Annotated in this window: 28 protein-coding genes; 14 read left to right on the plus strand and 14 right to left on the minus strand. The window is 62.5% G+C overall.

Annotated features, from left to right (window positions below; genetic code table 11):
- Positions 1-483: 483 nt before the first annotated feature.
- The 3 genes from F7R90_RS03060 to F7R90_RS03070 all read left to right on the plus strand — a co-directional run bounded on the left by F7R90_RS03060 (position 484) and on the right by F7R90_RS03070 (position 3808).
- Positions 484-1110, plus strand: a complete 627-nt coding sequence (locus F7R90_RS03060) for a hypothetical protein (RefSeq protein ID WP_158055814.1) — start codon at positions 484-486, stop codon at positions 1108-1110.
- 176 nt (positions 1111-1286) lie between these two features.
- Positions 1287-2039, plus strand: a complete 753-nt coding sequence (locus tag F7R90_RS03065) for an ATP-grasp domain-containing protein (RefSeq protein WP_158055815.1) — start codon at positions 1287-1289, stop codon at positions 2037-2039.
- 245 nt (positions 2040-2284) lie between these two features.
- Positions 2285-3808: a phosphoenolpyruvate carboxykinase (ATP) gene (locus F7R90_RS03070; protein WP_158055816.1), complete on the plus strand. Its 1524-nt coding sequence runs from the start codon at positions 2285-2287 to the stop codon at positions 3806-3808.
- A gap of 44 nt (positions 3809-3852) precedes the next feature.
- Here F7R90_RS03070 and F7R90_RS03075 read toward each other — a convergent pair whose 3' ends face one another.
- Positions 3853-4242 (minus strand): rhodanese-like domain-containing protein, encoded by a 390-nt coding sequence (locus tag F7R90_RS03075; RefSeq protein ID WP_158055817.1) that lies wholly within the window; start codon positions 4240-4242, stop codon positions 3853-3855.
- 28 nt (positions 4243-4270) lie between these two features.
- Here F7R90_RS03075 and F7R90_RS03080 point away from each other — a divergent pair, with 28 nt between their 5' ends.
- Positions 4271-5569 carry a WD40/YVTN/BNR-like repeat-containing protein gene (locus F7R90_RS03080; protein WP_225741244.1) on the plus strand — a complete coding sequence of 433 codons (1299 nt, stop codon included), beginning with the start codon at positions 4271-4273 and terminating at the stop codon, positions 5567-5569.
- Positions 5570-5571: 2 nt separating this feature from the next.
- Here F7R90_RS03080 and F7R90_RS03085 read toward each other — a convergent pair whose 3' ends face one another.
- From F7R90_RS03085 to F7R90_RS03095, 3 genes are read right to left on the minus strand one after another with little or no spacing between them, the layout of a single operon-like run.
- Positions 5572-5799, minus strand: coding sequence for a hypothetical protein (locus F7R90_RS03085; RefSeq protein WP_158055818.1), 228 nt, complete (start codon positions 5797-5799; stop codon positions 5572-5574).
- A 51-nt stretch (positions 5800-5850) separates the two neighbouring features.
- On the minus strand, positions 5851-6243 hold the full coding sequence (locus F7R90_RS03090) for a pyridoxamine 5'-phosphate oxidase family protein (protein ID WP_158055819.1): 393 nt from the start codon (positions 6241-6243) through the stop codon (positions 5851-5853).
- Positions 6244-6245: 2 nt separating this feature from the next.
- Positions 6246-6779, minus strand: coding sequence for a hypothetical protein (locus F7R90_RS03095; RefSeq protein WP_158055820.1), 534 nt, complete (start codon positions 6777-6779; stop codon positions 6246-6248).
- 113 nt (positions 6780-6892) lie between these two features.
- Between F7R90_RS03095 and F7R90_RS03100 the strand changes: the two genes are divergently transcribed.
- Positions 6893-7744: a fructosamine kinase family protein gene (locus F7R90_RS03100; protein ID WP_158055821.1), complete on the plus strand. Its 852-nt coding sequence runs from the start codon at positions 6893-6895 to the stop codon at positions 7742-7744.
- Between the two features lie 16 nt (positions 7745-7760).
- Here the strand turns inward: F7R90_RS03100 and speB are convergent, their stop codons facing one another.
- The 4 genes from speB to F7R90_RS03120 all read right to left on the minus strand — a co-directional run bounded on the left by speB (position 7761) and on the right by F7R90_RS03120 (position 10742).
- Positions 7761-8585 (minus strand): agmatinase, encoded by an 825-nt coding sequence (speB, locus tag F7R90_RS03105; RefSeq protein ID WP_158055822.1) that lies wholly within the window; start codon positions 8583-8585, stop codon positions 7761-7763.
- Between the two features lie 6 nt (positions 8586-8591).
- The gene (locus F7R90_RS03110; RefSeq protein WP_158055823.1) at positions 8592-8972 is read right to left on the minus strand and encodes a translation initiation factor IF-5A; all 381 of its coding nucleotides are present in this window, start codon (positions 8970-8972) and stop codon (positions 8592-8594) included.
- Positions 8973-9104: 132 nt separating this feature from the next.
- Entirely contained in the window at positions 9105-9377 is a 273-nt protein-coding gene (locus tag F7R90_RS03115; RefSeq protein WP_158055824.1) for a hypothetical protein, read from the minus strand.
- A 234-nt stretch (positions 9378-9611) separates the two neighbouring features.
- Positions 9612-10742 (minus strand): aminotransferase class I/II-fold pyridoxal phosphate-dependent enzyme, encoded by a 1131-nt coding sequence (locus F7R90_RS03120; RefSeq protein ID WP_158055825.1) that lies wholly within the window; start codon positions 10740-10742, stop codon positions 9612-9614.
- Between the two features lie 149 nt (positions 10743-10891).
- Here F7R90_RS03120 and F7R90_RS03125 point away from each other — a divergent pair, with 149 nt between their 5' ends.
- The 3 genes from F7R90_RS03125 (at position 10892) to F7R90_RS03130 (ending at position 12133) form a co-directional block, all read left to right on the plus strand.
- Complete coding sequence (locus tag F7R90_RS03125; protein ID WP_158055826.1) at positions 10892-11095, plus strand: heavy-metal-associated domain-containing protein; 204 nt, start codon at positions 10892-10894, stop codon at positions 11093-11095.
- 67 nt (positions 11096-11162) lie between these two features.
- A complete protein-coding gene (locus F7R90_RS22670) occupies positions 11163-11294 on the plus strand; it encodes a hypothetical protein (protein WP_267905107.1) in 132 nt (43 codons plus the stop codon).
- Positions 11291-12133 (plus strand): DUF2182 domain-containing protein, encoded by an 843-nt coding sequence (locus F7R90_RS03130; protein WP_158055827.1) that lies wholly within the window; start codon positions 11291-11293, stop codon positions 12131-12133. Before F7R90_RS22670 ends, F7R90_RS03130 begins: the two co-directional genes overlap by 4 nt.
- 44 nt (positions 12134-12177) lie before the next feature.
- Here the strand turns inward: F7R90_RS03130 and F7R90_RS03135 are convergent, their stop codons facing one another.
- Positions 12178-13848, minus strand: a complete 1671-nt coding sequence (locus F7R90_RS03135) for an ABC1 kinase family protein (protein WP_158055828.1) — start codon at positions 13846-13848, stop codon at positions 12178-12180.
- An 8-nt stretch (positions 13849-13856) separates the two neighbouring features.
- Positions 13857-14213, minus strand: a complete 357-nt coding sequence (locus tag F7R90_RS03140; RefSeq protein WP_158055829.1) for an Hsp20/alpha crystallin family protein — start codon at positions 14211-14213, stop codon at positions 13857-13859.
- A gap of 200 nt (positions 14214-14413) precedes the next feature.
- Here F7R90_RS03140 and F7R90_RS03145 point away from each other — a divergent pair, with 200 nt between their 5' ends.
- Positions 14414-15649 carry a molybdopterin molybdotransferase MoeA gene (locus tag F7R90_RS03145; protein ID WP_158055830.1) on the plus strand — a complete coding sequence of 412 codons (1236 nt, stop codon included), beginning with the start codon at positions 14414-14416 and terminating at the stop codon, positions 15647-15649.
- On the opposite strand, the gene F7R90_RS03150 is transcribed toward F7R90_RS03145, so the two are convergent.
- Both F7R90_RS03150 and F7R90_RS03155 read right to left on the minus strand, forming a co-directional pair.
- Complete coding sequence (locus F7R90_RS03150; protein ID WP_158055831.1) at positions 15646-16059, minus strand: DUF6069 family protein; 414 nt, start codon at positions 16057-16059, stop codon at positions 15646-15648. The two genes, F7R90_RS03145 and F7R90_RS03150, sit on opposite strands and share 4 nt — an antisense overlap.
- A 43-nt stretch (positions 16060-16102) precedes the next feature.
- On the minus strand, positions 16103-16861 hold the full coding sequence (locus F7R90_RS03155) for a YqjF family protein (protein ID WP_158055832.1): 759 nt from the start codon (positions 16859-16861) through the stop codon (positions 16103-16105).
- A 150-nt stretch (positions 16862-17011) separates the two neighbouring features.
- Between F7R90_RS03155 and F7R90_RS03160 the strand changes: the two genes are divergently transcribed.
- The 4 genes from F7R90_RS03160 (at position 17012) to F7R90_RS03175 (ending at position 20504) form a co-directional block, all read left to right on the plus strand.
- Entirely contained in the window at positions 17012-17848 is an 837-nt protein-coding gene (locus tag F7R90_RS03160; RefSeq protein ID WP_158055833.1) for a ZIP family metal transporter, read from the plus strand.
- A 74-nt stretch (positions 17849-17922) separates the two neighbouring features.
- The gene (locus tag F7R90_RS03165) at positions 17923-18378 is read left to right on the plus strand and encodes a hypothetical protein (RefSeq protein ID WP_158055834.1); all 456 of its coding nucleotides are present in this window, start codon (positions 17923-17925) and stop codon (positions 18376-18378) included.
- 75 nt (positions 18379-18453) lie between these two features.
- On the plus strand, positions 18454-19467 hold the full coding sequence (locus F7R90_RS03170) for a DUF1611 domain-containing protein (RefSeq protein ID WP_158055835.1): 1014 nt from the start codon (positions 18454-18456) through the stop codon (positions 19465-19467).
- Positions 19464-20504 carry a dipeptide epimerase gene (locus tag F7R90_RS03175; protein ID WP_158055836.1) on the plus strand — a complete coding sequence of 347 codons (1041 nt, stop codon included), beginning with the start codon at positions 19464-19466 and terminating at the stop codon, positions 20502-20504. Before F7R90_RS03170 ends, F7R90_RS03175 begins: the two co-directional genes overlap by 4 nt.
- Before the next feature lie 23 nt (positions 20505-20527).
- Here F7R90_RS03175 and arcD read toward each other — a convergent pair whose 3' ends face one another.
- Together arcD and F7R90_RS03185 are read right to left on the minus strand one after the other, a co-directional pair.
- Positions 20528-21985: an arginine/ornithine antiporter ArcD gene (gene arcD / locus F7R90_RS03180; RefSeq protein WP_158055837.1), complete on the minus strand. Its 1458-nt coding sequence runs from the start codon at positions 21983-21985 to the stop codon at positions 20528-20530.
- Positions 21986-22112: 127 nt separating this feature from the next.
- Entirely contained in the window at positions 22113-23948 is a 1836-nt protein-coding gene (locus F7R90_RS03185) for a threonine--tRNA ligase (protein WP_158055838.1), read from the minus strand.
- A 598-nt stretch (positions 23949-24546) separates the two neighbouring features.
- Here F7R90_RS03185 and F7R90_RS03190 point away from each other — a divergent pair.
- Entirely contained in the window at positions 24547-26772 is a 2226-nt protein-coding gene (locus F7R90_RS03190) for a CDC48 family AAA ATPase (protein ID WP_158055839.1), read from the plus strand.
- The last annotated feature ends 142 nt before the right edge of the window (positions 26773-26914 follow it).

Genomic DNA, 26914 nt, shown 5'->3' on the forward strand with positions numbered 1-26914 from the left:
GGGAACTAGACCCATCTGAGGTCATACAGTGGTCTAACGCTTTTGACGCTCAAATAGCATGGACCAAGGTAGTCACCGAGAGTCAGCGTTACTGCCCCGTCCTTCGACTCAGAGATGATATCAGTTCGGTTCGTCGTCGGCCGATGGTCGCTATCTCTGCACAGTCTGCCGATTTGGATGTGAATCAAGTTCGCTCTGTAGATAGTTTCGGAAGCCGACACTAATTGCTCGTTCGAGTGACGCGGCCAACAACTGCCGAAAGTCCCGATTAGCGGGCCTGTAAACGACTAGTCAGAAAAGGTCGAATAGACGTTCTTTTTTGTTGGACAGTTCACCAGACGACCAACCTGTCCGTCCCAATTCTTACTTGCCAAGTAGTGAAACCGGTTAGTGTCTTCCATCTAACCACCGCAACGGCACGACCTCGTGACGAAACAGGTCCACGCCAGTCTGCGGACTACTACACATGACGGAGAATATCGCATGAAAGGGAAGCACCGCTCCAAAACGACGCTGACAGCCCTCGTGATACTCGCGCTCGTGGCAAGCAGTGCCCTCGCGTTCGCCGGCGGCGCGTTCGCGCTCCAACCGGAGCAGAGTACCGCGACGGATAGCTCCCCCGCACCGCAGAGTTCGGACGCGACGACTGCCTGCGACGGGGACGGAAACTATAGCCTGCCCGCGAACTGCGACGTCTCGATTACCGTCGTTCCGGAAGCCGTAGACAAAGAGGACGACCTCGCCTCGTTCATCGTCCGCAACGAGGGCAAACAGGAGAACGTGACGGTCACGTACGAGACGAGCGAGGGTGAGACCGGCACCATCCACGTCGAAGGCCAAGAGTACGTCGTCGTCAACGCCAGCGACAACGGTTCGGTGACGTTCGACGTCTATTACGACGGCGAACTCGCCACCTCCGCGCAGAGCGACACCGACCACGAGTCGGACCTCGGTCCGTCGAACGACGACAGTAGCGACGAGACGGACAACAGTAGTGGTGACGAGACAGACGACAGTACTGACGAGACAGACGACAGTACTGACGAGACAGACGACAGTACGCAGGACGACTCGAAGGAATCTGACGACACCGACCAGCGAGACTGCTAGTCAGAAGTCCGGCCGACTGTCGGTGCGTCGATAGACGACGGGCCGGTCGCTGTGTTCACGATTCCTTTTTTGTCGGTGTCTCCGATACGCAGAGCAACCCACGCAGACGGACCTACCCTGGGCGTAGTATTATCGTTACAGAGGTCCTAAACCGACAGACGACTCCGAGGAACGTCATGCCAGCGAGCAAGCCAACAATCGCTATCTCCTACTACGAGGACCGAGGCAATCCCCTCAAACACCAGTTGTTCGACCGCCTTCGGTCGTGGACCGACCTCCGAATACTCCATCCGGAGACCGAACATCCTGACCTCGCCGAGATGGGCTTCGATTTCTACCACATGGCCGCGTGGCGACACGCCGCGCTCGCTGACCTCCGGCGAGCGCGCAAAGCGGAGGTTCCGACGCTCAACAGCTACCACGGGGCCGCGACGACCGAAGACCGACTGGCGCGCTGTCGAACCCTTCGAAACGAGGGGGTTCGCGTGCCGCCGTTCGAGTTCGGCCGCGCAGAGCAAATCACGCTCGGCCCACCGGTGCTGGTCAAGCCTCGTCACGAACTCGGTGACGGCGGCCACGAGTTTCGCGTCGTCTACTCGGGGTCCCTCGAATTCGACGGCGAGCGGTTCGTGGAGCGGTACGTCGTCCCGCGGCGAAGTTACAAGATTTTCGGCGTCGGCGACCAGACGCGCGCGACGCGACACATTCCACCAGACGGAACGCCCAAGGAAGTCGAGACGCCGCGTCGGTTCCGCGAGTTGACCGCAGAGATAGCGGACCTCTTCGACCTCGGACTGTTCGAACTCGACGTAGTGGTGCACAAGGGACTGTACGTCATCGACGTGAACCCGGTCGTGAGTCTCGCGGGCGTGGACGACGCCGTCGATATCTACGAGTCACTCCTACGCGAAGCAGTACGGAGTGCCTGACCGGAGTATCCGTCTCCTGCACTACGGTCGGTTGCTCCCTGAATCGTTGCACCGTTCACCCTGAACTGCGGTTTCGCACGCTCCGTGTCAGGGCTGGCAGTTCCGAGCGACCGACGCCCCACCCGTGGAACGGACTGAAACGAATATTATTTACTCACATCCGAAATCAAAAATCGGGTTACGGGGTCGGTATGCCACGGGTAAAAGGTACATAATTATCCCCTTCGGTATACTCGACACGAACGATGTCAGACTCCGGGCAGACAGTCCACTCGCCGAAGACGGTACTTCCCTCTCCGGCCGACGCGGACAACGTCGAGTACAATCCATCGTTAGAGACGCTGCGAGAGTACTCTGCGGAGTTCGAGACCACGGCAGAGTTCGGGTCGCCGTCCTACGTCAGCGACGAGCGCTCGCGCAACGCCGACAAGACCAAGAACGCCATCGACGACGAGTTCGGGCCGAGCGACTACGCGCACGTCGAGGAAGCGCTCGACCGCGCGCGCCAGAACGAGATGGTCTGTGTGGACCGACAGATGGGTCGCCACCCCGACCACTCCTATCGCTGTCGGCTCTACGTCTCGAAACGTTACTCCCGCATCGCCCTCACGTGGGCGAAACTCTTCGAACCGGCCGAGGACGACCCCGAGGCGGAACCGGACTTCCTCACGGTGCAGGTCCCCGAGAACGAGGAGATTGCAGTCCGTATTCTCCCCGACGAGGGCGTCACGACCGTCCTCGGCACCGACTACACGGGCGAAGCCAAGAAGTCGTTCCTCCGACTGTTCATGCTCCGAGCGAAAGAACAGGGCGGCCTCGGACTCCACGCCGGGAGCAAGCGCGTCACGCTCCAGACCGAGGGTGACGAAGCAGGCGACACCGAGGACGTCGGCCAACTCTTCCTCGGTCTCTCCGCGACCGGTAAGTCCACCTTGACCGCCCACGGTCTCTGGCTGGACGACGACGAGGACGCGACGATGCTACAGGACGACGTGTGTGCCCTGCTCCCCGACGGCACCGTCGCCGGGAGCGAAGGCGAAGGGCTCTACGTCAAAACTATCGGCCTCGACGCCGACGAACAGCCAGCGATGCACGCGGCTGTGACCGACGACTCGGCGGTCCTCGAAAACGTAGACGTGGCCGAGGACGGCACGGTCGATTTCGACAGCGACTACCACACCTCGAACGGCCGGGCGGTCATCCAGCGCGACAAACTCGCCTCTGCTGGCGAGGACATCGACCTGCCCGAAGTGGACCAGGTGTTCTTCATCACGCGCAACCCGACGATGCCGCCGGTTGCGAAGCTCTCGCCGGAAGAGGCCGCCGTGTCGTTCATGCTCGGCGAGTCCATCCAGACCAGCGCGGGCGACCCGTCGAAGGCTGGCGAGTCCATCCGCGTCGTCGGTACGAACCCCTTCATCATGGGGTCGAAAGGCGAAGAGGGCAACCGCTTCCGTGACCTCATCGAAGACCTCGGCGTCGAGTGCTACGTCCTCAACACGGGCCACATCGGCGGAAAGGACATCGGCGTGACAGAGTCGGTGACCATCTTGCGAGAACTCGCCCGCGGTACCGTCGAGTGGACCCGCGACGACGCGACCGGCCTCACCGTGCCCAGCGACGTGCCGGGCATGGACATCGACGAGTTCGCGGTCGCGGACAACGTAGACGACTACGAACGCGCACTCGCGGACCTCCGGACCGAGCGAGAAGTTCACCTCGATACGTTCGAGGAACTCTCCGAGGACATCCGCGACGCGGTGTACTGAGCGCCTCTGGTTTTCTCTCTACGCTTTGCTCTACCTCTCCCGTTTCAGGGGAGTAGGCTTCGAACGAACGACGCCATCCGATAGACCAGCGTATCGTCTTCGTAGTGTCGCCACCCCTTCATCCCGCCGCTGAGGGTCACCGAGTCGTAGCCTTCACTTTCGAGATGGTTCGTCGCGCGCTTGGCGACGACGCCCGCTTTGCAGACGGTGACGACCGTCTGGTCGGCCGGAATCTCGCTCAAGTGGTCGTCGAGGCTGTCGGTGTCGCCGCCGCGCAGGTCGTGGTAGACCGGTGCGTTGTAGCTCCCCTCGATGTGACGACTCCGATAGTTCCCTTCCGGGCGAACGTCGAGGACGAAGATGTCGTCGTCGTTCGACTTGGGGCCGTCACTCGCCACTCGGTCACCGAGTTCCGACGGCGTAATCTTGCTCATTTGGTCCAGTATTGCACTGAACCAATTTATGCGTGGCGTCCTCGGTATCTCCCCGCTCGAAGTGCGGGCGAAAGACCTGACCGTCGTGGCGACCAAACGTCGGGTGATGGTAAACTCCCGTGCGGCGTTCGGCCCGTTCTTCAGGGGCTACACGAAGACGTGGGTCCACGCAGTCGCTACTGCGGCACTGACGGCGTTCGGGATGCTGACGTTCGTTCACCGAGGATTTGCGATAATTGCGGTGGCGGCTTACGTCCTGCCACCGCTCGTCCTCTACTTTTCGGGGCGAGGCGTCGGCCGCGAGGCGGACGCGAGCGAGGAGCCGAGAGCAGACGACGGGGAAGCGGAACCGGAGAACGTCGATGCGGACGAGGAGACTGGGAAAACCGACGAATTTCGCGAGGATTCCGACCCCGACACCGATTCTGATACCGGACCAGCTACCACGAACTCTGCTCGGTGGACGACCGCCGAGACGCCCACAAATTCGACGCTCTTCGACGCAGTCGTCACCGACGCAGGCGCGTACGCAGTCGGCGAAGCGGGCGTCGTCCTCACGGACGGCGGTAGCGAAGGCTGGAAAGTCGCGCTCGCCGACGGTCCCAGCGCGTCCGGTCGCACACTTCGCGGCGTGGACGCCACCGACGACGGCAACGCGGTTTGGTTCGCTGGCGACGACGGCGCGCTCGGCCGACTCGACACCGAGACCGGCCGCCACGCCGACCACTCCGCTCCCGCCGACCGCACCGATTCGTGGGCGGACGTCGCCGTCGCGGGACAGCGTGGCGAGGAGACGTTACTGCTGGTGAACAGCTCTGGAGAGGTGCTTCGCGGGCAGTATCTCGACGGCGAATTGGCGTTGGCTTCGCCGAGTAAACCCGGTAGCGGGTCGAGCCTCGTCGCCGCGGCGTTAGTCTCGGAGACGGACGGCTACTGCTGTGACACCAACAGCGGCGTCTTTCGAACGACCGACGGAGGCGAGAACTTCGACGAAATCGGTCTCGACGGGTCGGACGGCACGCTCACGGCACTCGCCGCGCCGGAGCGCGGCGAGTGCCTCGTCACGGACGACGGCGGCGTCTCCCACCGCTACGACGGAGCGAACTGGACGCCGACGCGACTCGGCGACGAGTCGCTGTGGGCGGTTGGAGTCGGCGACGAACTTCGCGTCGCGTGCGGCGACGAGGGCTTCGTCTACGAGCGCGGAGAGGGCGACTGGGAACGAAAACTGACGACTGCGAGCGAGACGCTTCGTGGGGTCGCAGTCGGCGATGAACGGGCGGTAGTGGTGGGAGAGAACGGCACAGTGGTCGAGCGGACGACCTGACGCTACGCTTCGATTTCTGCCTCGACTTCGGTTGGCCACTTGTCCTGTACCACGCCGCGGAGTACGAAGAACAGGAAAATCAGCCCCTCAGTCCTGACCGCGGGAATCACCCACGGCTTGATTTCGAACTCCTCGGGGGACTCGTAGGCCATCTTGGTGCCGACTTCCACGAGTTGCCGCGGGAAGAGCAGTTCGAGGACGCCGACGATAGTTAGGAGTGCGCGAAGCATGGTGGACGAAGTACGTTCTCGACCGCAAAAGCTGTTTGGCGGGCTCACGTCTCAGTACGTCTGATAGCTCGCCGACCCCACTTCGACTCGGACCAATACGTTCTCGGGATACTCGTCGGCAGTCGCCCCGTACTTGGGGTTGATGCGCTCTGCCGCCGCTTTTCTCTCCTCGTCGTCTTCGATGACGGTCGCAGTCCCGCGGAGCGTGACCATCCACTCTGCTTGGCCCGCCGTATCTTTCTGCACCGAGACCGCGACTTTCGGATTTTCGCGGACGTTCGCCAGTTTTCGGCCGCCGGTCAGCACTTCGGCGACACCCGCTCCCTCCTCGTAGTGGTACCAGACCGGCGCGACGTGCGGACGGTCGTCTGCGCAGGTGGCGAAGTGTGCCATCAACGGTTCGCTGGTGAGCAGTCGTTCGGCTTCTGGCGGAACTTCGGACATGGTTACAGCAGCATGTACGCGACCAGCGCGACGATGATGATCTTCTTCACCAGAATTACCGCGATGACCAACTGCTTCGTGGACATGCTCCGGGTGACCTGCACGAGTTTCCGGAGGACGCCCGGTGTGCGGGCCAACTCCCGGACGAGCAGGCGTAACTCGGTGCGGAACGTCTCGCTGGCCGACCCCTCACCATCGACGTAGGAGACGTGTGCCTCCGGCACCCACTCGTTCCCGGTGTAGACGACCGCCAGCGACTCGCCTTCGAGGAACGAAATCTGCTCGAACTCGAACCCCTTCGAGTCGGCCAGTGTCTCCAGCTTGAGTACGTCTCGGTCGTCTTCCAAGCAGTAGACGAACCGCTCGGTGTCGCTGGTCCACTCGAAGCCGACGGTCAGCACGACTTGGTCCTCGCCGACGAACACGTCTGTCACCGAGGCCTGCTCGGTGTTGCCCTGCCGCTCTTTCTTCTTGGTACGGAGGCGCTCGTATTCGTTCGTCGTCGGGGCCTGCCGTTCGCTGGCGGCTTGTGCCATGGGGACTCGTCTCGACGTTGCGTCCGTGGAATGATAAGTGTAACTCGCGTCAGGGAGGCGATATTTTGGGGAGTTCCAAACACTTTCGACGCTTCGCACGCCTCTCGGAGACGATGGACGAGTTGCCCTTCCAGTCCGAACTCGCCGACGCGCTCGACTCGTCGCCGACCGACGCCACCGAACTCGACGGCGGCGAAATCGGCACGGTCTACCGCGTCGAACTCGCGGACGGCAGAACTGTCGTCACCAAGACTGGCGACACCCCCCTGCGCGTCGAGGCCCGGATGCTCCGCTATCTCGCGGCCGAGACCGACCTGCCTGTTCCGACGGTCTACCACGCCAACTACGACCTGCTCGTCTTGGAGTTCGTTTCGGGTGACTCGACGTTTTCCGAGAGTGTCGAACGCGACGCCGCCGACTACCTCGCAGACCTCCATGAAGTCTCAGACTCGGCATTCGGGTTTCCGTTCGACACGCTCACTGGAAGCGTCCGCCAGCCGAATCCGTGGACAGATTCGTGGGTCGAATTCTACCGAATGCATCGGGTCGAGTACATGACCGAACTGGCTCACGAAAGTGGAGCGCTTTCAGACGCACTCGCGGAGCGCGTGGACGACTTTGCGGCCGACCTCAGCGCGATTCTCGAAGAACCAGATTCGCCGGGACTCGTCCACGGTGACGTGTGGACTCAGAACGTCCTCGCTGGCGACGACTCGGTTCGTGCGTTTCTCGACCCTGCGACCTACTTCGCACACCCCGAAATCGAACTGGCCTACGTCGATTGGACCGACACGTTCGGCGAGGCGTTCTTCGACCGGTACAGAGAGCGGCATGATATCGCGCCGGGATTCTTCGAGGAACGACGAGACGCCTACGTGGTCTATCCGTTGTTGACCCACGTCTACTACTTCGGTGAACAGTACTGCGCAGAATTAGATCGGACGCTGAGGAGACTTACCTACTGAGTGGCGGTACTTCTGATCACTCGTCGTCTGAGATTTGCGCGTCTGCGAAGACGAACTCCCGGAGCAGTTTTCCAGCAAGCGCCGCAGACTGCCCGTCGTCGCGGTCGTTGACCTCTACTACGTCGAACCCTTCGACTGCCTCAGTCGCCGCGACGTCCCGAACCACGTCACGCATTTCTCTTGGATGCAATCCGAACGGTTCCATCGTCCCTGTTCCGGGCGCGAAACCGGGGTCTGCGGCGTCGATGTCCACGCTCAAGTAGACTGATTGGTCCTCCCCACCGAAATCAGGTGTCCAATCGGCAACGTCCTCGGGCGCAATCACGGTCACGTCGTCCTCTTTTGCCCGCTCCCACTCGTCCTCGCTTCCTGTTCTCGCACCAAGAACGACGGCTTCGTCCGCGACTTCGAGCGCGTGACGGGTCAGGGTCGCGTGACTCAACTCGTTGCCGTCGTACTCACTTCGTAGGTCGAGATGCGCGTCCAAGCAGACGAACACGTCCGGTTCGACGGCCCGAACCCCCGCGAGCGTGACGGTGTGTTCACCCCCCAAAATCAGCGGCACTGCCTCGTCCCAGACTGCGTCGGTGGCGACGCCCTCCAGATACTCTAGATACTCGGCGGCGTCGTCCCACGCGCGAACGTCACCGTGGTCGTGAACCCCCAGTGTAGAGAACCGCTGGCCGGTCCGCGCGTCGTAGTCGTCGTAGGTCCGCGCGAACCGGCGAATTCGCTCCGGGCCGAAGCGCGTTCCGGGTTGGAACGTGGTAGAAACGTCGAGTGGCGCGCCCACGACCACGTAGTCGGCGTCGTCGCGGTCGGAAGTCGCGCCGGGAAACATCTGTAACTATTCGAGAATCTTTCGCTGCTCTTCCATTTCGAGGTACTCGATTTCGTCGTCGGGGGAGAGCGAAACGTCGCTCGGCGTCTTGATAGTAATCGTCTCGTAGGTTTCGAGGTCCATGACCTGCGCAACGGTGTCGCTCTCGACGGAGACGACCTGACCCTGTTTCCGGTTGACTATAGGGACCCAAATCTTCGCGTCAACAGGCTGGGAGAGACTGCGCTTCTTGTCGTCGAAGATACCTTTGGCCTCGATACGCGCCTTCGCACTGCCGTGTTTGCCGGGTTTGGCCGTGCTGTAGGAGTTGATGACACACGCGGCGTCGTCTACCATCACGTAATTTCCTTCCTGCAGGTCGCGTACTTCCTTTTGCTCTTTTGCCATATGGCGAGGTAGCGGCCGATACCGTATAAACCGTTTGGAAACGTCCTGCGCCCCCGCGAGAGTCGCTAACCCTGTCAATCGCCCGTCACGGCCCACGCCGAGCGAGTCGTCTCAGTGGTTCGACCCCCGTTCTCAAGCGTGGTCGTATTCGTAGCCGTGACCGCCGAGGAGTGCGACGACGTGCAGTAGCAACAGTCCAACCAATAGCCACCCTTCGCCACGGTAGAGTAGGGGCGGATAGAAGAGCGGTGCGGCGACCGCTGTCCAGAAACTCAGTGCGCGGGCTGCCCCGACCAGCACCTCGCTTACGTTCGTTGCGGCTGTCTGCGCCCCTTCGACCCACGTCGTGGCGGAGTCGAAGGCGCGTTCGACTGACCGTGTCTGCGTTGAGGGGGAGTTGGACATCGTCACGGGTTCTTCCTTACTCCAACGTAACGGTCGAACAAAGCATATAAACGGGTGAACGTTGCAGTAATTCGGACTGTTTCGAGATGCTTATCATTCTATTTATACACTCGGTGGGCGATATTACCACTTGCATTAAATTCGAGTGCCGCGCTTATGCATGCTCTAGAACGTCTTTACACGGTGTCTAAGAGGCGTCTCTCGTCTCCGACTTTCAGGGAGGGGGTCGAAGTGTCACCGGTGGCGCTCGATACAGTCGCCGACGCGGGCTAGTCCACCTTCTAATTCGTCGCTGGGGAGGCCGAATCCGATTCGGAAGTAGTCGTCGTAGCCGAACAACTCGCCGGGTGCGAGGACGACACTCTCCTCTTCGGCGACTGCCCGACAGAACTCCTCGCTCCCTGCGAAGCCGTCGGGCACCGAGACGAAGCCGTTGACGCCGACCGGGTCGCACCACGTCAGGTCGTACTCCACGACGAACTCCCTGACTCGCTCTCGATGGGTCTCGGCCAACTCGCGGTTCTCCTGCAGAATTGCGTTCTCCTGCTCACCGAGCGCCTGTCTTGCGACGTGCTGACCGATTTTCGACGGCGAGATGGTCGTGTAGTCTTTCCACTGCCACGCTCGCTCGACTACTGCTTCGGAGCCAGCGAGCCATCCGAACCGCAGTCCGGCGAGACCGTAGGCTTTCGTCAGACTCGTGGTGCTGATGCCGTACTCACCCATGCTCGCCACCGGGTCGATTGGTTCCTCGGCCAGCAGTCGGTACACTTCGTCACAGAGCAGGTACGCCCCGGCGTCCGCCGCGAGGTCGTAGAGTGCCTCGACTTTCTCCGTCGGGTGGTATCGCCCGGTCGGATTGTTCGGATTGTTCAGCACGACGACGCTCGTCTCGGGGCGTATCGCGTCCGCGACGGCGTCCACGTTCAACTTCCAGTCCGGCGGTTCGAGCCAGACGCGCGTGACGTTACCGAGTGCGTCCGGCACCGCGTGGAGCGCCTGATACGTCGGCGTGACGACGACGGCGTGTGGCTCTCGGGACGTACCGCTGGACGCGGAACGTGAACGGTACGCGGCGTCGCCACCGACCGGATTCTCGTCCATCAGCGCGAGAAACGCCAGAAAGTTCGCCTCTTGGGTCCCGCAGGTGAACAGTACCTCGTCGGCACTGCGCTCGTAACGCTCGCCCACCTCCGCGCGGAAGTCGGGGTCGCCGTTCGTCGGGATGACGTAGCCCAACTTGCCGGGGTTCAACTCGAACCGAGAGGCGTCGAGGCTTCGGACGCCACTCTCGGCGAGCATGATGTCGGCCTCGTGTTCGTACTTTGCGAACCAGCGTTCGAGACCGAACGGTTCGATGTACATACCGGGAGTACGCGCCCGAGAGCGTAAAGCCACGGGAAGGGGCAGTCCTTCGAAGCGGAGCGATAATTCGAAATACCCTGAAAATCCACTGTAAATTCCTAGCCTAAAATATGAAATTAAGTCCATAGCGCCCGTCGTACCGAGTGGACATGGAGCAATACACTGTCCCCGTTACGGGCATGGTCTGCAAGAGCTGTGAGAACGTCGTCCGGCAGGAAATCACCGCGCTCTCCGGCGTCGCGTCGGTAGACCCGGACGCGACCGGCGGCGAAGTGACGGTCCAGGGCGAACCGACCACCGAACCGCGGGTTCGGCAGGCAATCGAAGAAATCGGCTACGCCGTCGGCGAGTAGCGACACGAGTTCGCTCGCGGTCTCCGCTGTACTTTCCGCGAACATTTCGGCGACGAGGAAACTCGGTATGCACCAACGCATTCGACACCACTACGACGGGATGTACTGGCAACCAATCGTCACCAGCGGCCGGACAGTCAGCGAACTGGTACGCGAGGCACGACTCTGGTTCGACGTCGTGGGAGGCGGCCGCCGATGAGCACGTCCATCGAGTCGGTCTTCGAGACCGAGTTGTTCGACGTATCGCTCGACAGGACGACCGCCGTCGTCGTCGCGATGCTCTCGTTCGACGCGCTCTGGTGGGTCCTGCTGTTCGACGGTCACGTCCCCATGCCCGGGACGATGTGGCTGATGAACCAAGGTATCCCGATGGCCGCGCCCGGTGCGATGGAACTCGGCGTCTTCCACGTCGGAAGCCTCGGCGCGCTCGTCGGCTACACGACGATGTGGGGCGTGATGATGTGGGCGATGATGCACCCCGCGATGACGCGGTTCACGCGAGACTACGCCGCCGCCCACGAAGGCTCCGACCGAAACGCGGCAGCCGCTCTCGGGTCGTTCATGACGAGCTATCTCGGCGTCTGGGCGCTGTCAGCAGTCATTCCGCTCGCCTTCCATGCAGTGCTTCCGGGCGGCATCTACGGCGTAACGGAAGCGCACGCGCCTCTCGTCTTGGGAAGTATACTGGTGCTGACTGGCTTCTATCAACTCTCGTCGTTCAAGCAGTCGCTCTTGCGGTCGTGCTGTTCGAGAGTCGAATCGCACGCAGACACGCCGGTCGAAGCTTTCGAAGAGGGGCTTCACCACGGCGTGAAATGCATCGCCATCTGTTTCGGCGTCTTCTTCCTCGTCGTGCCGTTCTTCGGCGAGATGAACTTCTTCTGGATGGTCGCGCTGACCGGCGTCATCACCCTCGAACGCATCCCCGTCTGGGGTCGTGAAGTCGCCACTGCGACCGGTGTGGTTTCCTTGCTCGCGGGACTGTTCGTCTTGCTCGCACAGCCGAGTTTGCCGGTGTCGTTCGCGATGGCGATGTAGCGCGGGAGTTTCTTTTCTCTCGACAGAAGGAGTCGAACGCCGACTTACTCTCCGTCCCGTCGTCGCATCTCGTGGCGGGTGAACTGTGGCGTCGCCCGGATTCCACGACGCTTGCGGAAGCTCCGGTAGAGAAGCAAGCCGATAGTCGCCGAGAAGGCTCCCATGACGGCGGCCGGTTCGACGCCCGTCGTGGCGTAGAGATACGAGGTCGAGAAGATGCCCGCGGCCATCAGCAGACCGTAGACGAGTCGCTTGGCGAGTTTGTCGAAGACGTTGTTGCCGTCCTCGATGTCGGTGCGAACGTAAAGGTCGTCGCGGTCGATTCTGTCGAGGGTGCGCTCTAACTTCGGCGGCACGCGAATCGAGGACTGAATCGACTGCTGGACCTGGTCGCCCGCTTCGCCGACGAACTGCTTGATGGACTCCTCGCGGTAGCCTTGCTCGGTCAAGTAATCGGTCGCAACCGAGATGAAGTCGAAGTCCGGGTCGAGCGTGACGCAGACGCCCTCTACGACGGTCGCCACGCGCAACACGAGCGCGAGATTCGAGGGGAGTCGAAGCGGGAACTCGTAGATGGTGTCTTCGACCTGCGAGACGATTTGCTGGACGCGGTAGGTCTCGATGTCTTCGCCGCGGGCGTCCTCGATGGCGAGTTCCATCACTTTCCCCATCGTTGCCCGGTCGGCCTCGGGGCTCAGGGTGCCCATCTCGACCAGCGCGTCCAGAATTCCGTCGATGTCCTGATTTGCGACGGCGACGTAGAAGTCGATTATCTTGCGCTGGATGAACTCGTCCACGCGGCCGGACATCCCGAAGTCGTAGAAGACGATGGTGCCGTCCGACTGCACTGAGAGGTTGCCCGGGTGCGGGTCGGCGTGGAAGACACCGTCCTCCAACAGCATCTGGAGGTACGCCTCCTGCAGTGTGACGGCCAACTCGTGGCGGTCGATGTCCATAGCGTCGAGTTCCGACACGTCGTTTATCTTCGTGCCGCCGATGTACTGCATCGTCAATATCCGCGGCCCGGAGTGGGAATCGATGACCTCCGGAATCGCAACGTCCTCGTTACCCTCGAAGTTCGCCCGAATCTCTTCGAGCATCGTCGCCTCCCGACTGTAGTCCATCTCCTCGCGGATGGTCTTGGAGAACTCGTCGGCCAGATTTTCGAGCGAGAAGGCCCGACCTTGCCCGATGAACCGCATCAGAAGCGGGAGCGACCAGCGGATGACTCGCAGGTCGGCTTCCACGAGGTCCTCGATGCCCGGCCGCCTGACCTTCACTGCGACATCTCGGCCATCGAGTTCGGCAGTGTAGACCTGCCCGAGACTCGCGCCGCTGATGGCCTCCGTGTCGAACTCGTCGAAGTACTCTTCGACGGGTCCTAACTCGGCCTCGATGACCTGCTCGGCCCTGCTCCACTCCGCGGGCGGCACCTCGTCTTGGAGTTGTGCGAGTTCGTCCACGTACTCGGGCGGCAGGATGTCGGGGCGCGTCGAGAGCAGTTGCCCGAGTTTGATGAACGTCGGACCGAGTGTCAGAAACGACTCTAGGAGCGTGTTCGCTCGTTCGACGCGCGTCTCGCTACTGACCTGCCGCGACCCGCCGAACAGCAGGAACCGGCGGCGGTCGCGGGCGTAACTCAACAGCAGCGGGAGGAAGTGGTACGCGACGACGAAGAATCGCCGGTACGCACGGAGGTTCACCAGAGTGACCACCCTCGCGGTCAGCGACCCGTGATGGGAACGTCCCGGTCGGGTGCCGCTTCGCGCTTGGGGAGGCGAAGTTCGAGGACACCCCGGTCGATGACCGCTTCCGCGTCCGCCCCGGTCGCGTCCGGCGGCAGGGGCAGGTCGGCGTCGAGGAACAGCGAGCGTTCCTCTTGGAGGTAGGAGAACTCGATGGGCACGTCCTTTTCGCGGCGCGCCTCGATTTCGAGACGGCCGTCTACGACGCTCACGTCTATCGTCTCCTCGCTGGCACCCGGCAGGTCGATGACGAGGAGGTACTCCTCCTCGCTCTCCAGCAGGTCGGCGAAGACGGCGTCGGGCAACTCGCGCATGGCCTCACGCAGCGCTGACATACCTTCCTGTTGGGACGCAGGGGCGAAAAATGGTGTGGGTCCGGACTGGGTTGCCTCTTCGGGGTTAGACGAACAGATAGTCAGCGACTCCGAGGCGAACATAGTCGAGAGTTGTACGAAGGTTGTCAAAAGCGTTCTCGCCGACTCCGCAACGACCCCTGTCCACACGTTTTTACACGATAGCGCGCCAACGCTACCTCATGAGCGACCACCAGCCGGACCGCAAACGGTCTGGCTTCAAGGACAAAAAGAGACTTGGCGAGGCTCGCGAGCGTTTCCTCTCTACGGTTTCTACGCACGACCGAACCGAGGAGATTCCACTCGAATCGGCCGACGGCCGCGCGCTCGCCGAGGAACTCGTCGCCGCGCGGAACGTCCCACACTACTCCCGAGCGGCGATGGACGGCTACGCGGTGCGCGCCGCCGACACCTTCGGGGCGAGCGACCGTTCACCCGAGATTCTGCGGGAAGTGGAGAGAGAATCTGGAGAAGTCCCTCCCAACGGAGCCATTCGCGTCCACACGGGGAGCGAACTCCCGGCAGGTGCCGACAGCGTGGTGATGATAGAACAGGCCGACGAGTTTGGCGACGAAATCGAAATCTTCGACGCCGTTGCGGAGGGCGAGAACGTCGCGCCAATCGGCGAGGACGTAGAGCGAGACCAGCACCTCTACGACGCGGGCCACCAGCTCCGGCCCTCCGACTTGGGGATGCTCAAGGCTGTCGGCGTCGAAACTGTCGAGGTCTACGAAAAGCCCTCCGTATCCGTAATACCGACTGGCGAGGAACTCGTCCAGTCGGACCCCGACCCCGGCGAGGTAATCGAGACCAACGGCCTGACGATTTCGAACTACGTCGAGAGATGGGGCGGCGACGCGGACTATCATAACGTCGTCACCGACGACGAAGACGCCCTGCGCGAAACTATCGAAGCAAACCTCGACGCAGACGTCGTCGTCACGACCGGTGGGTCCTCTGTCGGCGAGCGAGACCTGCTTCCGGAAGTCGTCGCCGACCTCGGCGAAATAGTCTTCCACGGCGTCGCGCTGAAACCCGGCCACCCAGTCGCGGCGGGCGTCGTCGAAGACACTCCTATCGTCGTGTTGCCGGGGTACCCAGTGGCCTGCATCATCAACGCGGTACAGTTCCTTCGCCCCGTCCTGAAGCGCGTCGGTGGCCTCCCAGAGGTTGACCACCCGAGCACGGAAGCACGACTCTCGCGCAAGATTCGAAGCGAACCCGGAATCAGGACTTTCGCGCGCGTCGAGTTAGAGGAGAGCGAAGGCGACACCCTCGCAACCCCGACCCGTGCGAGCGGGTCCGGCGTCCTATCCAGCGTCGCCCTCGCAGATGGTTGGGTCGAAGTACCCGAATCTCGCGAGGGTATCCCGGAAGGTGAACAGGTCCCCGTGCAGAACTGGGAGTGGTCGGCCTAACGGGTGAGAATCAGGACGCTGACCGCGGCGACGGCGAGATGCATCGCCGCGAGGGTAACCAAGACCGCTCCTGTCACGCCGGGCAGTCCCGGAGCGACCGTGACTACTGGCACGAGCGAGACCAACAGCACGAGACCAGCAATCACGACGAAGGTCCGATTCGGTCGAGAAGCGACGCGCGTCAATACACCGTAGACGACCGTCGCGCCTACCGCACCGACGACCGAACTGGTGAGAATCGGGTCGAGTTGCATCGGGTCAGCCGTCTCGGGAACACCGAGCGAGACGGCGACGGTTCGGACGACGGCGACGGCGACCATCGCGGCGACGACAGCCACCGAACCTCGTTTCAGTAGTTGCTCTCGCGTCGGTGCCGTCACCGCCGCGGATTCGGTCGTTGCGGACGCCATAGCACCAGCCCCAACGGCGATACTCAAAGCTCTATCGTCGTCGCTACAATCGACGCGGCGTCCGAATCGTGAACCGGGACTGCGGCGAGTAGCGAACCAGCGGGTCTCCGTCGGGTGCTGGCAGTCCGGCCGCTTCGAAGAGCGAGTCGGCGTGCACCGAAGCTTCGACCGAGCAGAGTCGCCACGGCGCGTGTTCCACGCGAGCACACCAGGCCGACCCGCCGCGGACGACGTAGAGCCGATACCGTTCGGTCAGGAAGTCGTCCAAACTGTCCGGTTCGGCGAGCGACGGTCGGCCAATCGGTCGGTAGGTCGCCGCGAACCGAGCGGACGGCGACTCACGCGCAGACGGGGATTCACGCGCAGAGTCGTCCTCGCCGTGGTCGCGCTCGCAGACAAACCGGCAGGTCGGCGCGTCGGTAGTTTGGGACCCTTCGAGGTCGTAATCCTTCTCGAAGTCGATGTCCGCACGGTAGTACGGAAGCCCGTACAGCGAGCGCGCGACCCGGACGCCGAGGCCGGACGAGGTGTCGAGACTCAGAAAGTAGACGCCGGGGCGACCGTCGTACTCGACGTAGGTTCGCAGGTTGACCTGCCGGAAATCCATGCCGACCGAGTCGGGGAAGACGTGGGGGCGACTCGCCTCCACGACCGAGGGGAGCGCGGAGACCCACGCCGACCCGTCGCGGCAGTCCAAATCGAGCGCGTCGGGGACGAGCGGGCGAACGCGACTCGGGTCCATCGACCAGTGGGCGAACAACCCGTCGCGCCACGTCAACTCGATTGCCGGGAAGTCCCGCATGGGTGGCCGTAGGCGTTCCGACAATATAGGCGATTAGGCGGTTGCTCGCGTCGAACCGAGGTGGACACCACCGCAACCGACGAGCTTATTAACGATTACACTCGAGTTAATAGCGAGATCGTTATTAATGCGCCTGAAGGAGTTAACAACATGAACGTTTCGCGGTTCGGTCTCGCGGGTGTCGTCTTGCTGGCGCTGCTGACGCCAATCGCGCTCGTCTCGGGAGTCACCAAAGTCGTCGGCATCGCGTGGGTCGCGTTCGCGGCGATGGGCGGCGCGGCCTACCTCGGCGGCCAGTCGGGAGAATCAGCCAGTGCGAAGCATCTCGTCTGGGGCTACGGGCTAGCCAGCGGCGCGATGATAACCAGCGCGGCGGTGTTCTTGGTGCCCGGAGCCATCGACCACCATCCAAAGTTCGGCGGCTTCGGCATCGCACTCGGCGTGCTTGTCGGCTTCTCCGCGCACACCTTGGGCCACCGGGCGAGCCACGCGGACTTCGACTTGCCGCTCGACCACACTGCCGCAGAGCTAACCGCCCACTCGCTCGCTGCCGGAGCCATCATCGGTCTGGTCTACGGCAACATGCCCGAACTCGGTGTTCTGCTCGGACTGGCAATCGTCTCCCACAAGGGTCCGGCCGGGTACGCCGCCGCCCATCGACTCCGGCGCTCGGGCAAGACCGTCTCCGTTCTGTTGTTCCCCGCCGCGGGGGTCGGGTTGACGGCGATTCCGGCGGCGCTGCTCGAACTGCCGAGTAGTGGTCCGGTCAACGGCGTCGTCTTCGGCTTCGCGGCTGGCGTCTTTCTTCACGTCGCCATGGACTTCCTCCCGAAGTGCGAACTCGGCGGCGACGTGTACGAAGTCGCGTCGGTGTCCGACAACGCCCACGCCCTGCTCGACCAACTGCGAACGCGGGCCGTAATGAGTACCGGAATCGGCGGACTCGCGGTGTTTCTGGCGTGGCTGGTCGTCCGTCCGGGTCCCTGATTGGTCGCTGTTCTGACCTCCGTTCGCCGCGCGTCTGACGAATCTTGAAGGGCAGAAACGTTGTCGTCTATCGTATGGCCGCGCGTGCTGGGAACGATGCTGAGTCACTAGCACACTGTTACGGGAAGCGAGTACTGCCGACTAGCCTGCGACCGAGCGTCCAGTACCGGTCGCCGAGAGAACTCTTCGTCGCGTACTCGCCCGTCCACTTCGCCAACGGAGACATGCGACGAGACTACGGGTGGACCCGCGCACTGCTCACCGCGCTTGCGACCGCGGGAGTGGTGACGCTCGGTATTCGAGCGTTTGCGACGGCACTGTTCGTCGCGCTGTTCACGACCGACCTGCGCTTCGTCGTCTTCTTCAACGTCTGCGTGACGCTGCTCGTGAGCCGTCTCTTGCTGGCGACGACGACGATTTGGGCGAGCGTTCGACCGCGGTTCGGACTCCAGCGAGGCTGGCACAGACCGATTACTGCCCCGATTCGTCGCCGGTGGAAGCAGTGGACTACTGCCGACGAACGACTCTGAGCGACAGTTCAGACGACTGGCGAATCGTTTCCGCCATCGTGGCTCTTTTTACCACACTCCGACGACTGCATAGGTATGAACGTCGCGGTACTCGCACACGAGAAGTTCCCGGACCGGGCGAAGACGGCCGTCGGACTGCTTCGGTACGCCGACTACGAAATCGAGGCAGTCCTCGACCGAGACAACGCCGGAAAGAGAGTTGCTGACTTCGTCCCGGACGTGCAGGACGCTCCTATCGTCGCCGAGATGGCCGACGTTTCCGAAGTCGATGCCCTCGTCATCGGTATCGCGCCTATCGGCGGTGGTTTCGACGAGTCGTGGCGCTCGGACGTGACCAACGCGCTCGAACGCGGGTGTGACGTGATTTCGGGCCTGCACTACTTCCTCGAAGAAGACGAGGAGTTCGCGGAACTCGCTGCGGCGAACGACTGCGAACTCTGGGACGTGCGCAAGCCCCACGACGACTTGACGGTCGCCCAAGGTGTCGCCAGCGAAGTGGACGCCGAAATTATCCTCACCGTCGGCACCGACTGCTCGGTCGGGAAGATGACGGCAACGCTCGAACTGGTCGAGGCCGCCAACGAGCGAGGTGCAGACGCCGCATTCATCCCGACAGGCCAGACCGGCATCATGATTTCCGGGTGGGGCAACCCCATCGACCGCGTGGTCTCGGACTTCACCGCGGGCGCAGTCGAGGAGATGATTCTGGAGAAGGGCGACGACCACGACTACCTCTTCGTGGAGGGACAGGGGAGCATCGTTCACCCAGCCTACTCCGCGGTGACCTGCGGCATCCTCCACGGGTCGATGGCCGACAAACTCGTCCTCTGTCACGAGGCGACCCGCGAGGCGGTTCACGGCTACGAGAGCTTCGACCTGCCGCCAATTCCGGAGTACGTCTCGCTGTACGAGGACCTCGCCGAACCAGTTCACGAGACCGAAGTCGTTGCGGGTGCGCTGAACACCATGCACGTCGAGAGCGACGAAGCAGCAAGACGAGAGGTCGAGCAGTTCGAAGACGAACTCGGCGTGGCCGCAACTGACCCCGTTCGTTTCGACGCGGACGCCGTGTTGGAGGAGATACTATGAGCCTCGACACGGCGTTCGAGCGTCTCAGTCTGCCGCTCGAAAACGCCTTCACTATCTCGCGCGGTACGCAAGAGACTGCGGAGAACGTCGTCGTGCGAATCAGCGACGACGAGGGCAACACGGGCGTGGGTGCGGCCGCGCCCTCTTCGCATTACGGCGAGACTGCGGCAACCGTCGAGACTGTGATGCCAGATCTTCTGAAGGTGGTCGAAGAAGTCGGCGACCCCCACCAACTCGAACGAATCGAGCGCCGAATGCACGAGACTATCGAGCGCAACCCGGCCGCAAGAACCGCGGTCAGCATCGCGCTCCACGACTTGGCCTGCAAGCAACTCGGCGTGCCGCTGTATCGCTACTGGGGACTCGACCCCGAGCAGACCCTCGAAACGTCGTTCACTATCGGCATCGACACGAAGGAGCGAATCGCCGAGAAAACGCAGGACGCCGTTGAGGAGGGGTATGGAATCCTCAAAGTCAAGGTCGGGACCGACCGCGACGAAGAGATAGTCGAAACAGTCCGGGAGAACGCCCCCGACGCGACGATTCGCGTGGATGCCAACGAAGCGTGGTCGCCCCGCGAAGCGGTTCGCAAAATCGACCAGTTGGAGGAGCTGGGCGTGGAGTTCGTCGAGCAACCCGTCGAAGCCGGGAATCCGGAGGGAATGCGGTTCGTCCGCGAACGCGCCGCACTGCCGATTGCGGCCGACGAGTCCTGCATCACACTCAGCGACATTCCGGAGGTCGCCGAAATCGCGGACATCGCTAACCTGAAACTCATGAAGTGCGGCGGTCTGCTGGAAGCCAAGCGGATGGTCCACGCCGCCCGCGCGCACGGCCTCGAAGTCATGCTCGGGTGCATGGTCGAGACGAACGCCGCCATCGCGGCGTCCGCGCAGTTCGCGCCGCTGCTCGACTACGCAGACGTGGACGGGGCGCTTCTCCTCGCCGAAGACGACTACGAGGGCGTGCCGATGCCGAACGGTGAAATCGATTTGGCGGGCATGGACCGTGCGGGGACCGGCGCTCAGAAGAAGTAAGCCGCATTCGCTCTACTCGACTCTCAGTCGTCCCCGACTGTCGCATTCGCCATCTCTCCGCCAGCGGCGTCCTTCGCCGTGATACCGCGACCAGTCAGCCCCATAACGAACAGGATTGCTGGCGAGAGGAACGCGAAGAAGTAGTACGGCGCGTACTCCAGCGTCGCCACGCCGAAGACGCCGGACATGTAGACCGCGCCAGCGTGCCACGGGATGAGCGCGCCCGTCGGGGTTCCCGCGGCTTCGACGGCCCGCGAGAGGTTCGAACTATCGAGGTCGTAGTCGTCGTAGAGACTCCGGAGCGACATGCCGGGAACGACGATGCTCATGTACTGCTGAGCGGAGAACAAGTTCACGAGGAACGCCGACGCGCCGGTACTCACGACGAGACTCGACTTGCTTCGAATGCTCTTCGCGAGGCTGTGAGACAGCACTGCGAGAATGCCCATCCCTTCGAGCAAACCGCCAAGCGCGAGCGCGGCCACGACGACCGAAATCGTCCACGCGGACCCGGAGAGACCGCCGCTGGCCAGCAGGTCGGTGACCATCTGAGTGCCCGTCTCCGGCGCGGTTCCGTTCAGGAAAATCTCCCACGCGGCGGTGAAGGATTTCCCTTGCACGAGCGTCGTCGTGAACGTTCCCGCGAAGACGCCGGCGACGAGCGTCGGAAGCGCGGGGTAGCCGTAGAGTGCGAGTCCGAAGGTGACGACCAACGGCAGGAAGACGAGCAGGCTTAGATTGTACGTGCCAGCGAGCGCGCTCTGAATCTCGGCGACTCGGCCGGTCGGCGCACCCCCCGCAACGCGCAGTCCGAGGTACCCGTACAGTACGACCGAGAGACCGAGCGCGAGAACCGTTCCGTTGCGCATCGCTCGGATGTGGTCGTAGAGGTCGGTGTTCGTGACCGCCGCCGCGAGGTTCGTGGTGTCGGAGAGCGGCGACTGCTTGTCGCCAGCGTACGCGCCGGTCAGAATCGCGCCCGCGGTCATCGGTTCGGGTATGCCGAGACCGGACCCGATGCCGATGAAGGCGACACCGAGCGTCCCCGCCGTGGTCCACGACGACCCGATGGAGAACGCGACTGCCGCCGCGAGCAGTGCCGTGGCTGGTAGGAACACCGAGGGAGTCAGGACTGACAGTCCGTAGTACATCAGCCCCGGTATCGTGCCCGCGCTTATCCACGTCGAGATGAGCGCGTAGATGACGAACAGGATGAGAATCGCCTGTAGACCCATCATGAGGCTGTCGGCCATCCCGTCGTACAGGTCCTCCCACGAGAGGCCGATCCAGTACTTGCCGACGATACCTGCGAGGGCGATGCTCCAGAGGAGCGGCCCGTGTGGCGCGAGTTTGAGGTAGCCGGAACCGACGCTGAGGAACGCGACGACACCGAGGAGTGGAACGAACGCCTGCCGAAGCGTCGGGCGCTTCTCCTCGGATAGTTCGCCGTAGCTAATCGGTTCGTAGTCGAGTGAAGGCATCTACGCAGATGTATTAGTCTGAGGTATTAAACAGACACGATTTTATTCGTATAGGGAATATTCAAAGTGTGGTGTGTGGGCCTGGGCCACGGATTCGAATACGAAAGAACGAGCACTCGACCTTCGACTACCGCCCAGTAAAGTGCGGATGCTTGCTCACGTACTTCGGTAGATACCGTTTCTTCTTCGGCAACTCGCCCACGTCTTCCTCGATTTCACTCTGCAAGGTATCGAGGGCCATCTCTCGCTCGTCGTCCTCACCGCGAACGTTGACCTTCAGCGTCTCTCCCTCTATTTCGCGGTCGCCGACCACCGCGTAGTAGGGCACCCAGTCGGTCTCTGCCTTGGCGATTCGCTTGCCGACCGATTCGTCGCGGTCGTCTACGTCTGCGCGAATCTCCGCCAATTCGAGTTCGGACACCAAGTCGTCGCAGAACTCGATATGCTCCTCGCCGACCGGCACGAATCGGACCTGCGTGGGCGAGAGCCACGTCGGCAGTCGGGGCGCATCTTGTTTCGCGGCTTTTTCGAGCAAGGCGGCCACGACGCGTTCGATGCCCCCCGAGGGCGAGTAGTGTAGAATCGGCGGATGGCGTTGCTCTTCTCCATCGCTGTAGGTGATATCGAATCGCTCGGCGCTCTCGACGTCGATTTGCACCGTCGGGTTCTCGATGGGGCGGCCGAGTCCGTCGATGGCGGCGAAGTCGATTTTCGCAGACCAGTAGTGGTGGCGCTCTGGGAGGATTTCGAGTAAAACTGGCACGTCGAGGTCCGAAACGAGCGATTCTATCCAGCCTTCGTTGTCGTCGTGGAAGTTTTGGGTCACGCGGAGTGCGGGAACGTACTTGACGCCGAGATCGTCGCTCGTCTGCATCGAGAGCTTCGCTTGGCGTTCCAGTTCCTCGCGGGCCTGCGCGATGTCCTCCGTCGCGGTGTGCATGTCCGGCATCGTGAACGCCCGCTGGCGCTTGAGGCCCATCACCTCGCCCTTCTGCTCGCGGCGGAACGAGTAGGTGGACATCTCGTAAATCCTGAGCGGCAAGTCGTTCACCGAGATGTGCATGTCCCGCATGATGGAGAACTGGCCGAAACAGGCCGCGAACCGGAGCATCATCCGGCGGTCGCCCGAGTCGAAGCGGTACTGGCGCTCGCCGAACTTCTCGCTGTGTTCCCGAACCGCTCTGACTCCGAGGTCGTACATGATGGGCGTCTCGACGGGCATCCCGCCGTACTCGACCACGAGGTCGTTGACGTACTCCATCAAGCAGTCCCGGACGAGTTTCCCGCGGGGGTACCACCGCAGGTTCCCCACGTCGCTGAGTTGGTCGTAGCCGACGAGTTCCTTCTCCGCCATCAGTTCGACGTGCGGCGGTTCTTCGCCCTTGATCGCGGTTTCGCCCTCTACTTCGTCGGCGATGAACGCCCGCAGGTCCTCGCTCACCTCTGGCTTGGCGTCGAGAGGGTCTTTCCGGGTACCATCGGGGAAGAGAACCTGCCAGTCGCTCGGCGCGGGTGATTCGGCTTCTCCTTCCTCCTCGCGTTCGGGCGTGACGTGCCGCGAGAGTTCCGAGAGCGGATGGCCCTTGCAGGACACCTCGAAGGCTTTGTACCACCCGAACGGCGCGCGGAGGACTTCGAACTCCGATTCGAGCGCACTTTCGAGATTCCGGAGGACGGTCTTCGCGCTGTCGGGGCCGGCGAGGTCTTCGCTCAGGTGCGCGTACGGGTAGAGGACGACGTTCCGGGTGTTGAGTTGGTCGGCCACGTCCCGCAGTTCGTCGGTAGCGTTCTCCACCACGGCGTCGAGGTCCGACTCGTCCTCGCGCTCGACGCTGACGAAGACGGTGACGCAGTCTTCCATCCGACCCTCCATCGGGACGCCCTCGGTCTCGGCGAGGTCCTCACCCGCCTCCGTGGTCGTCTCGAATTCGAGGTAGTCGGAGTGGATGAACAACAATCGCATACGAGGTAGGGCGGTGGCGGCGGGCAAAAGCGTGCCGGGAGTGTGAGACCACCTTTTTTCTCGTCGGGTGGCTGTGCGCGCTTCGCGCGCTTTGCCACCTCTCCTCCAAAAAATCTGGACCAAAAAACCGACGCAGAAAAATCTGGGCGCAATGCGCCCAGATTTACTGCGTCTCTGTACGTTAGTGCGATTTCCGCACAGCACCGCACGGGCCACATCCCTCCCCACCCGACTGCGTTTCTCGGTACGAAAGACGCGACTCGTCGCGTCTTTCGGGCCTGCGATACTCATCCCTCGCGCGGACTGGTCGCATCACGAGGATGCGACCGCGCGCCGGTTCCTCGTCGAAATTCACGACACTGACAATGTTCAATCCGCACTTAACAATCTCGCTCAAGTCAATTCCGAAGCAGAACGTCTAGCCAAAACGTATAATTGCAACACCAAACGGCTTTGTAGCGCGAGTCCGTATGCAAATCCATAGCATGCGCTCATCGGTGACGACGCAGTCTGCCGGTTCGGGAGTCGAAACCCCCGGTAGCAAAGAACTTATCCCGCGTGGGCGCGCACCGACAACCAATCCCCGTATCCCCTAATCATGAACGAAGTTCAACTAGAGGTGGCCAAGGCGTACCCGAACGACTCGGGACGCGGTATCGCACGCCTCGACCCCGACACGTTGCTTCATCTGAAGCTCAGTCCGGGCGACATCATCGAGATAGAAGGCAGTGACACGACCGCCGCGAAGGTGTGGCGCGCAGACCGCCAAGACTGGAACACCGACACGGTCCGCATCGACGGCTTCACGCGCCAGAACGCCGACGTGGGCATCGGCGAGCGCGTCGAAATCCGGAAGGCAGAGGCCGAGAAGGCAGACAAACTAGTCCTCGCGCCACCGGAGGAAGCAAGCGTCCAGTTCGGTTCGGACGCCGCGGGCATGGTCAAACGCCAGATTCTCAAGCGCCCCGTGGTCGAGCGCGACATCGTGCCGGTGATGTCCAGCACGAACCACCCGTTCATGCGCTCGCCGGGACAGGCGATTCCGCTCATCGCAGTCGAGACCGAACCGGAAGGCGTCTGTCTCATCACCGAGGACACCGAAGTCGAACTGCGCGAAGAGCCGATTTCGGGCTACGAGAAGACCGGCGGCGGCATCACCTACGAGGACATCGGCGGTCTCGAAAGCGAGATTCAGCGCGTCCGCGAGATGGTCGAGTTGCCGATGAAGCATCCCCAGATTTTCAAGAAACTGGGTATCGAACCGCCGCAAGGGGTTCTGCTTCACGGCCCGCCCGGTACGGGTAAGACCTTGCTCGCCAAGGCAGTCGCCAACGAAACTTCTGCCAGTTTCTTCTCTATCGCTGGCCCGGAGATTATCTCGAAGTACTACGGCGAGTCCGAACAACAGCTCAGAGAAATCTTCGAAGACGCGACCGAAGAGTCGCCCTCCATCATCTTCATCGACGAACTGGACTCCATCGCGCCCAAGCGTGAGGACGTGACCGGCGAAGTCGAACGCCGCGTCGTCGCCCAGTTGCTGACGATGATGGACGGCCTCGAATCGCGCGGGCAGGTCATCGTCATCGCGGCGACGAACCGCGTCGATTCGGTGGACCCCGCGCTCCGGCGTCCCGGCCGCTTCGACCGCGAAATCGAAATCGGCGTCCCCGACGAGAAGGGCCGCGAGGAGATTCTCCAGATTCACACCCGTGGCATGCCGCTGTCGGACGACGTGGCGCTCGACTCGCTGGCAAACGACACCCACGGCTTCGTCGGTGCCGACATCGAGAGCCTGACGAAGGAAGCCGCGATGAAGGCATTGCGGCGTTACCTCCCGGAAATCGACTTGGACGAGGAGGACATCCCGCCGAGCCTCATCGACCGGATGATAGTCAAGCGCCAGGACTTCAACGGCGCGCTCAACGAGGTCGAACCCTCCGCGATGCGGGAGGTCTTGGTCGAGTTACCAAAGATTTCGTGGGACGACGTGGGCGGTCTCGAACAGGCCCAACAGGAGGTCAAAGAGAGCGTCGAGTGGCCGCTGTCTGACCCTCAGAAGTTCAAGCGGATGGGTATCAACCCACCGAGCGGCGTCCTGCTCTACGGCCCGCCCGGCACGGGGAAGACCCTGATGGCGAAAGCCGTCGCCAACGAGACGAACGCCAACTTCATCTCGGTCAGAGGCCCGCAACTCCTCAGCAAGTGGGTCGGCGAGTCCGAGAAGGCCATCCGCCAGACGTTCCGCAAGGCGCGACAGGTCTCCCCGACCGTCATCTTCTTCGACGAGTTGGACAGCCTCGCGCCCTCGCGGAGTCAGGAAGTCGGCTCCAACGTCAGCGAGCGCGTGGTCAACCAACTCCTGACGGAACTCGACGGCCTAGAAGAGAAGGGCGACGTGATGGTCATCGGCGCGACCAACCGCCCGGACATGATAGACCCCGCACTGATTCGCTCGGGTCGCTTCGACCGACTGGTCATGATCGGCCAACCTGACGAAGAAGGCCGCGAGCAGATCCTGAAGATTCATACCGACGACACGCCGCTCTCGGCGGACGTGAGCCTCCGCGAACTCGCCGAGATCTCGGACGGCTACGTCGGCAGCGACCTCGAATCCATCGCCCGCGAGGCGGCAATCGAGGCGCTCCGCGAAGACGACGAAGCCACGGAAGTCGAGATGCGTCACTTCCGCTCGGCGATGGAGAACGTCCGGCCGACGATTACGGAAGACCTGCTCGACTACTACGAGCAAATCGAGGAAGACTTCAAGGGCGGCGGCTCCGAACCTCAGCAGGGTCGGCGCGGCGGTCGGATTGGCTTCCAATGAAACTTTTGCTGCGGTCGTGAGCGCCGAAGGCGCTCACTCCCTGGCAAAACTTTCATGAAAATCACGTCGTCACCCTCTCCGTCGCGCCAAAGGCGCTCCTCCGAGGGTTCCTCGGACGCGCTCACTTCGACGGCGCGCTCTG

The organism is Halorussus halophilus (assembly GCF_008831545.1).
Taxonomy (GTDB): domain Archaea; phylum Halobacteriota; class Halobacteria; order Halobacteriales; family Haladaptataceae; genus Halorussus; species Halorussus halophilus.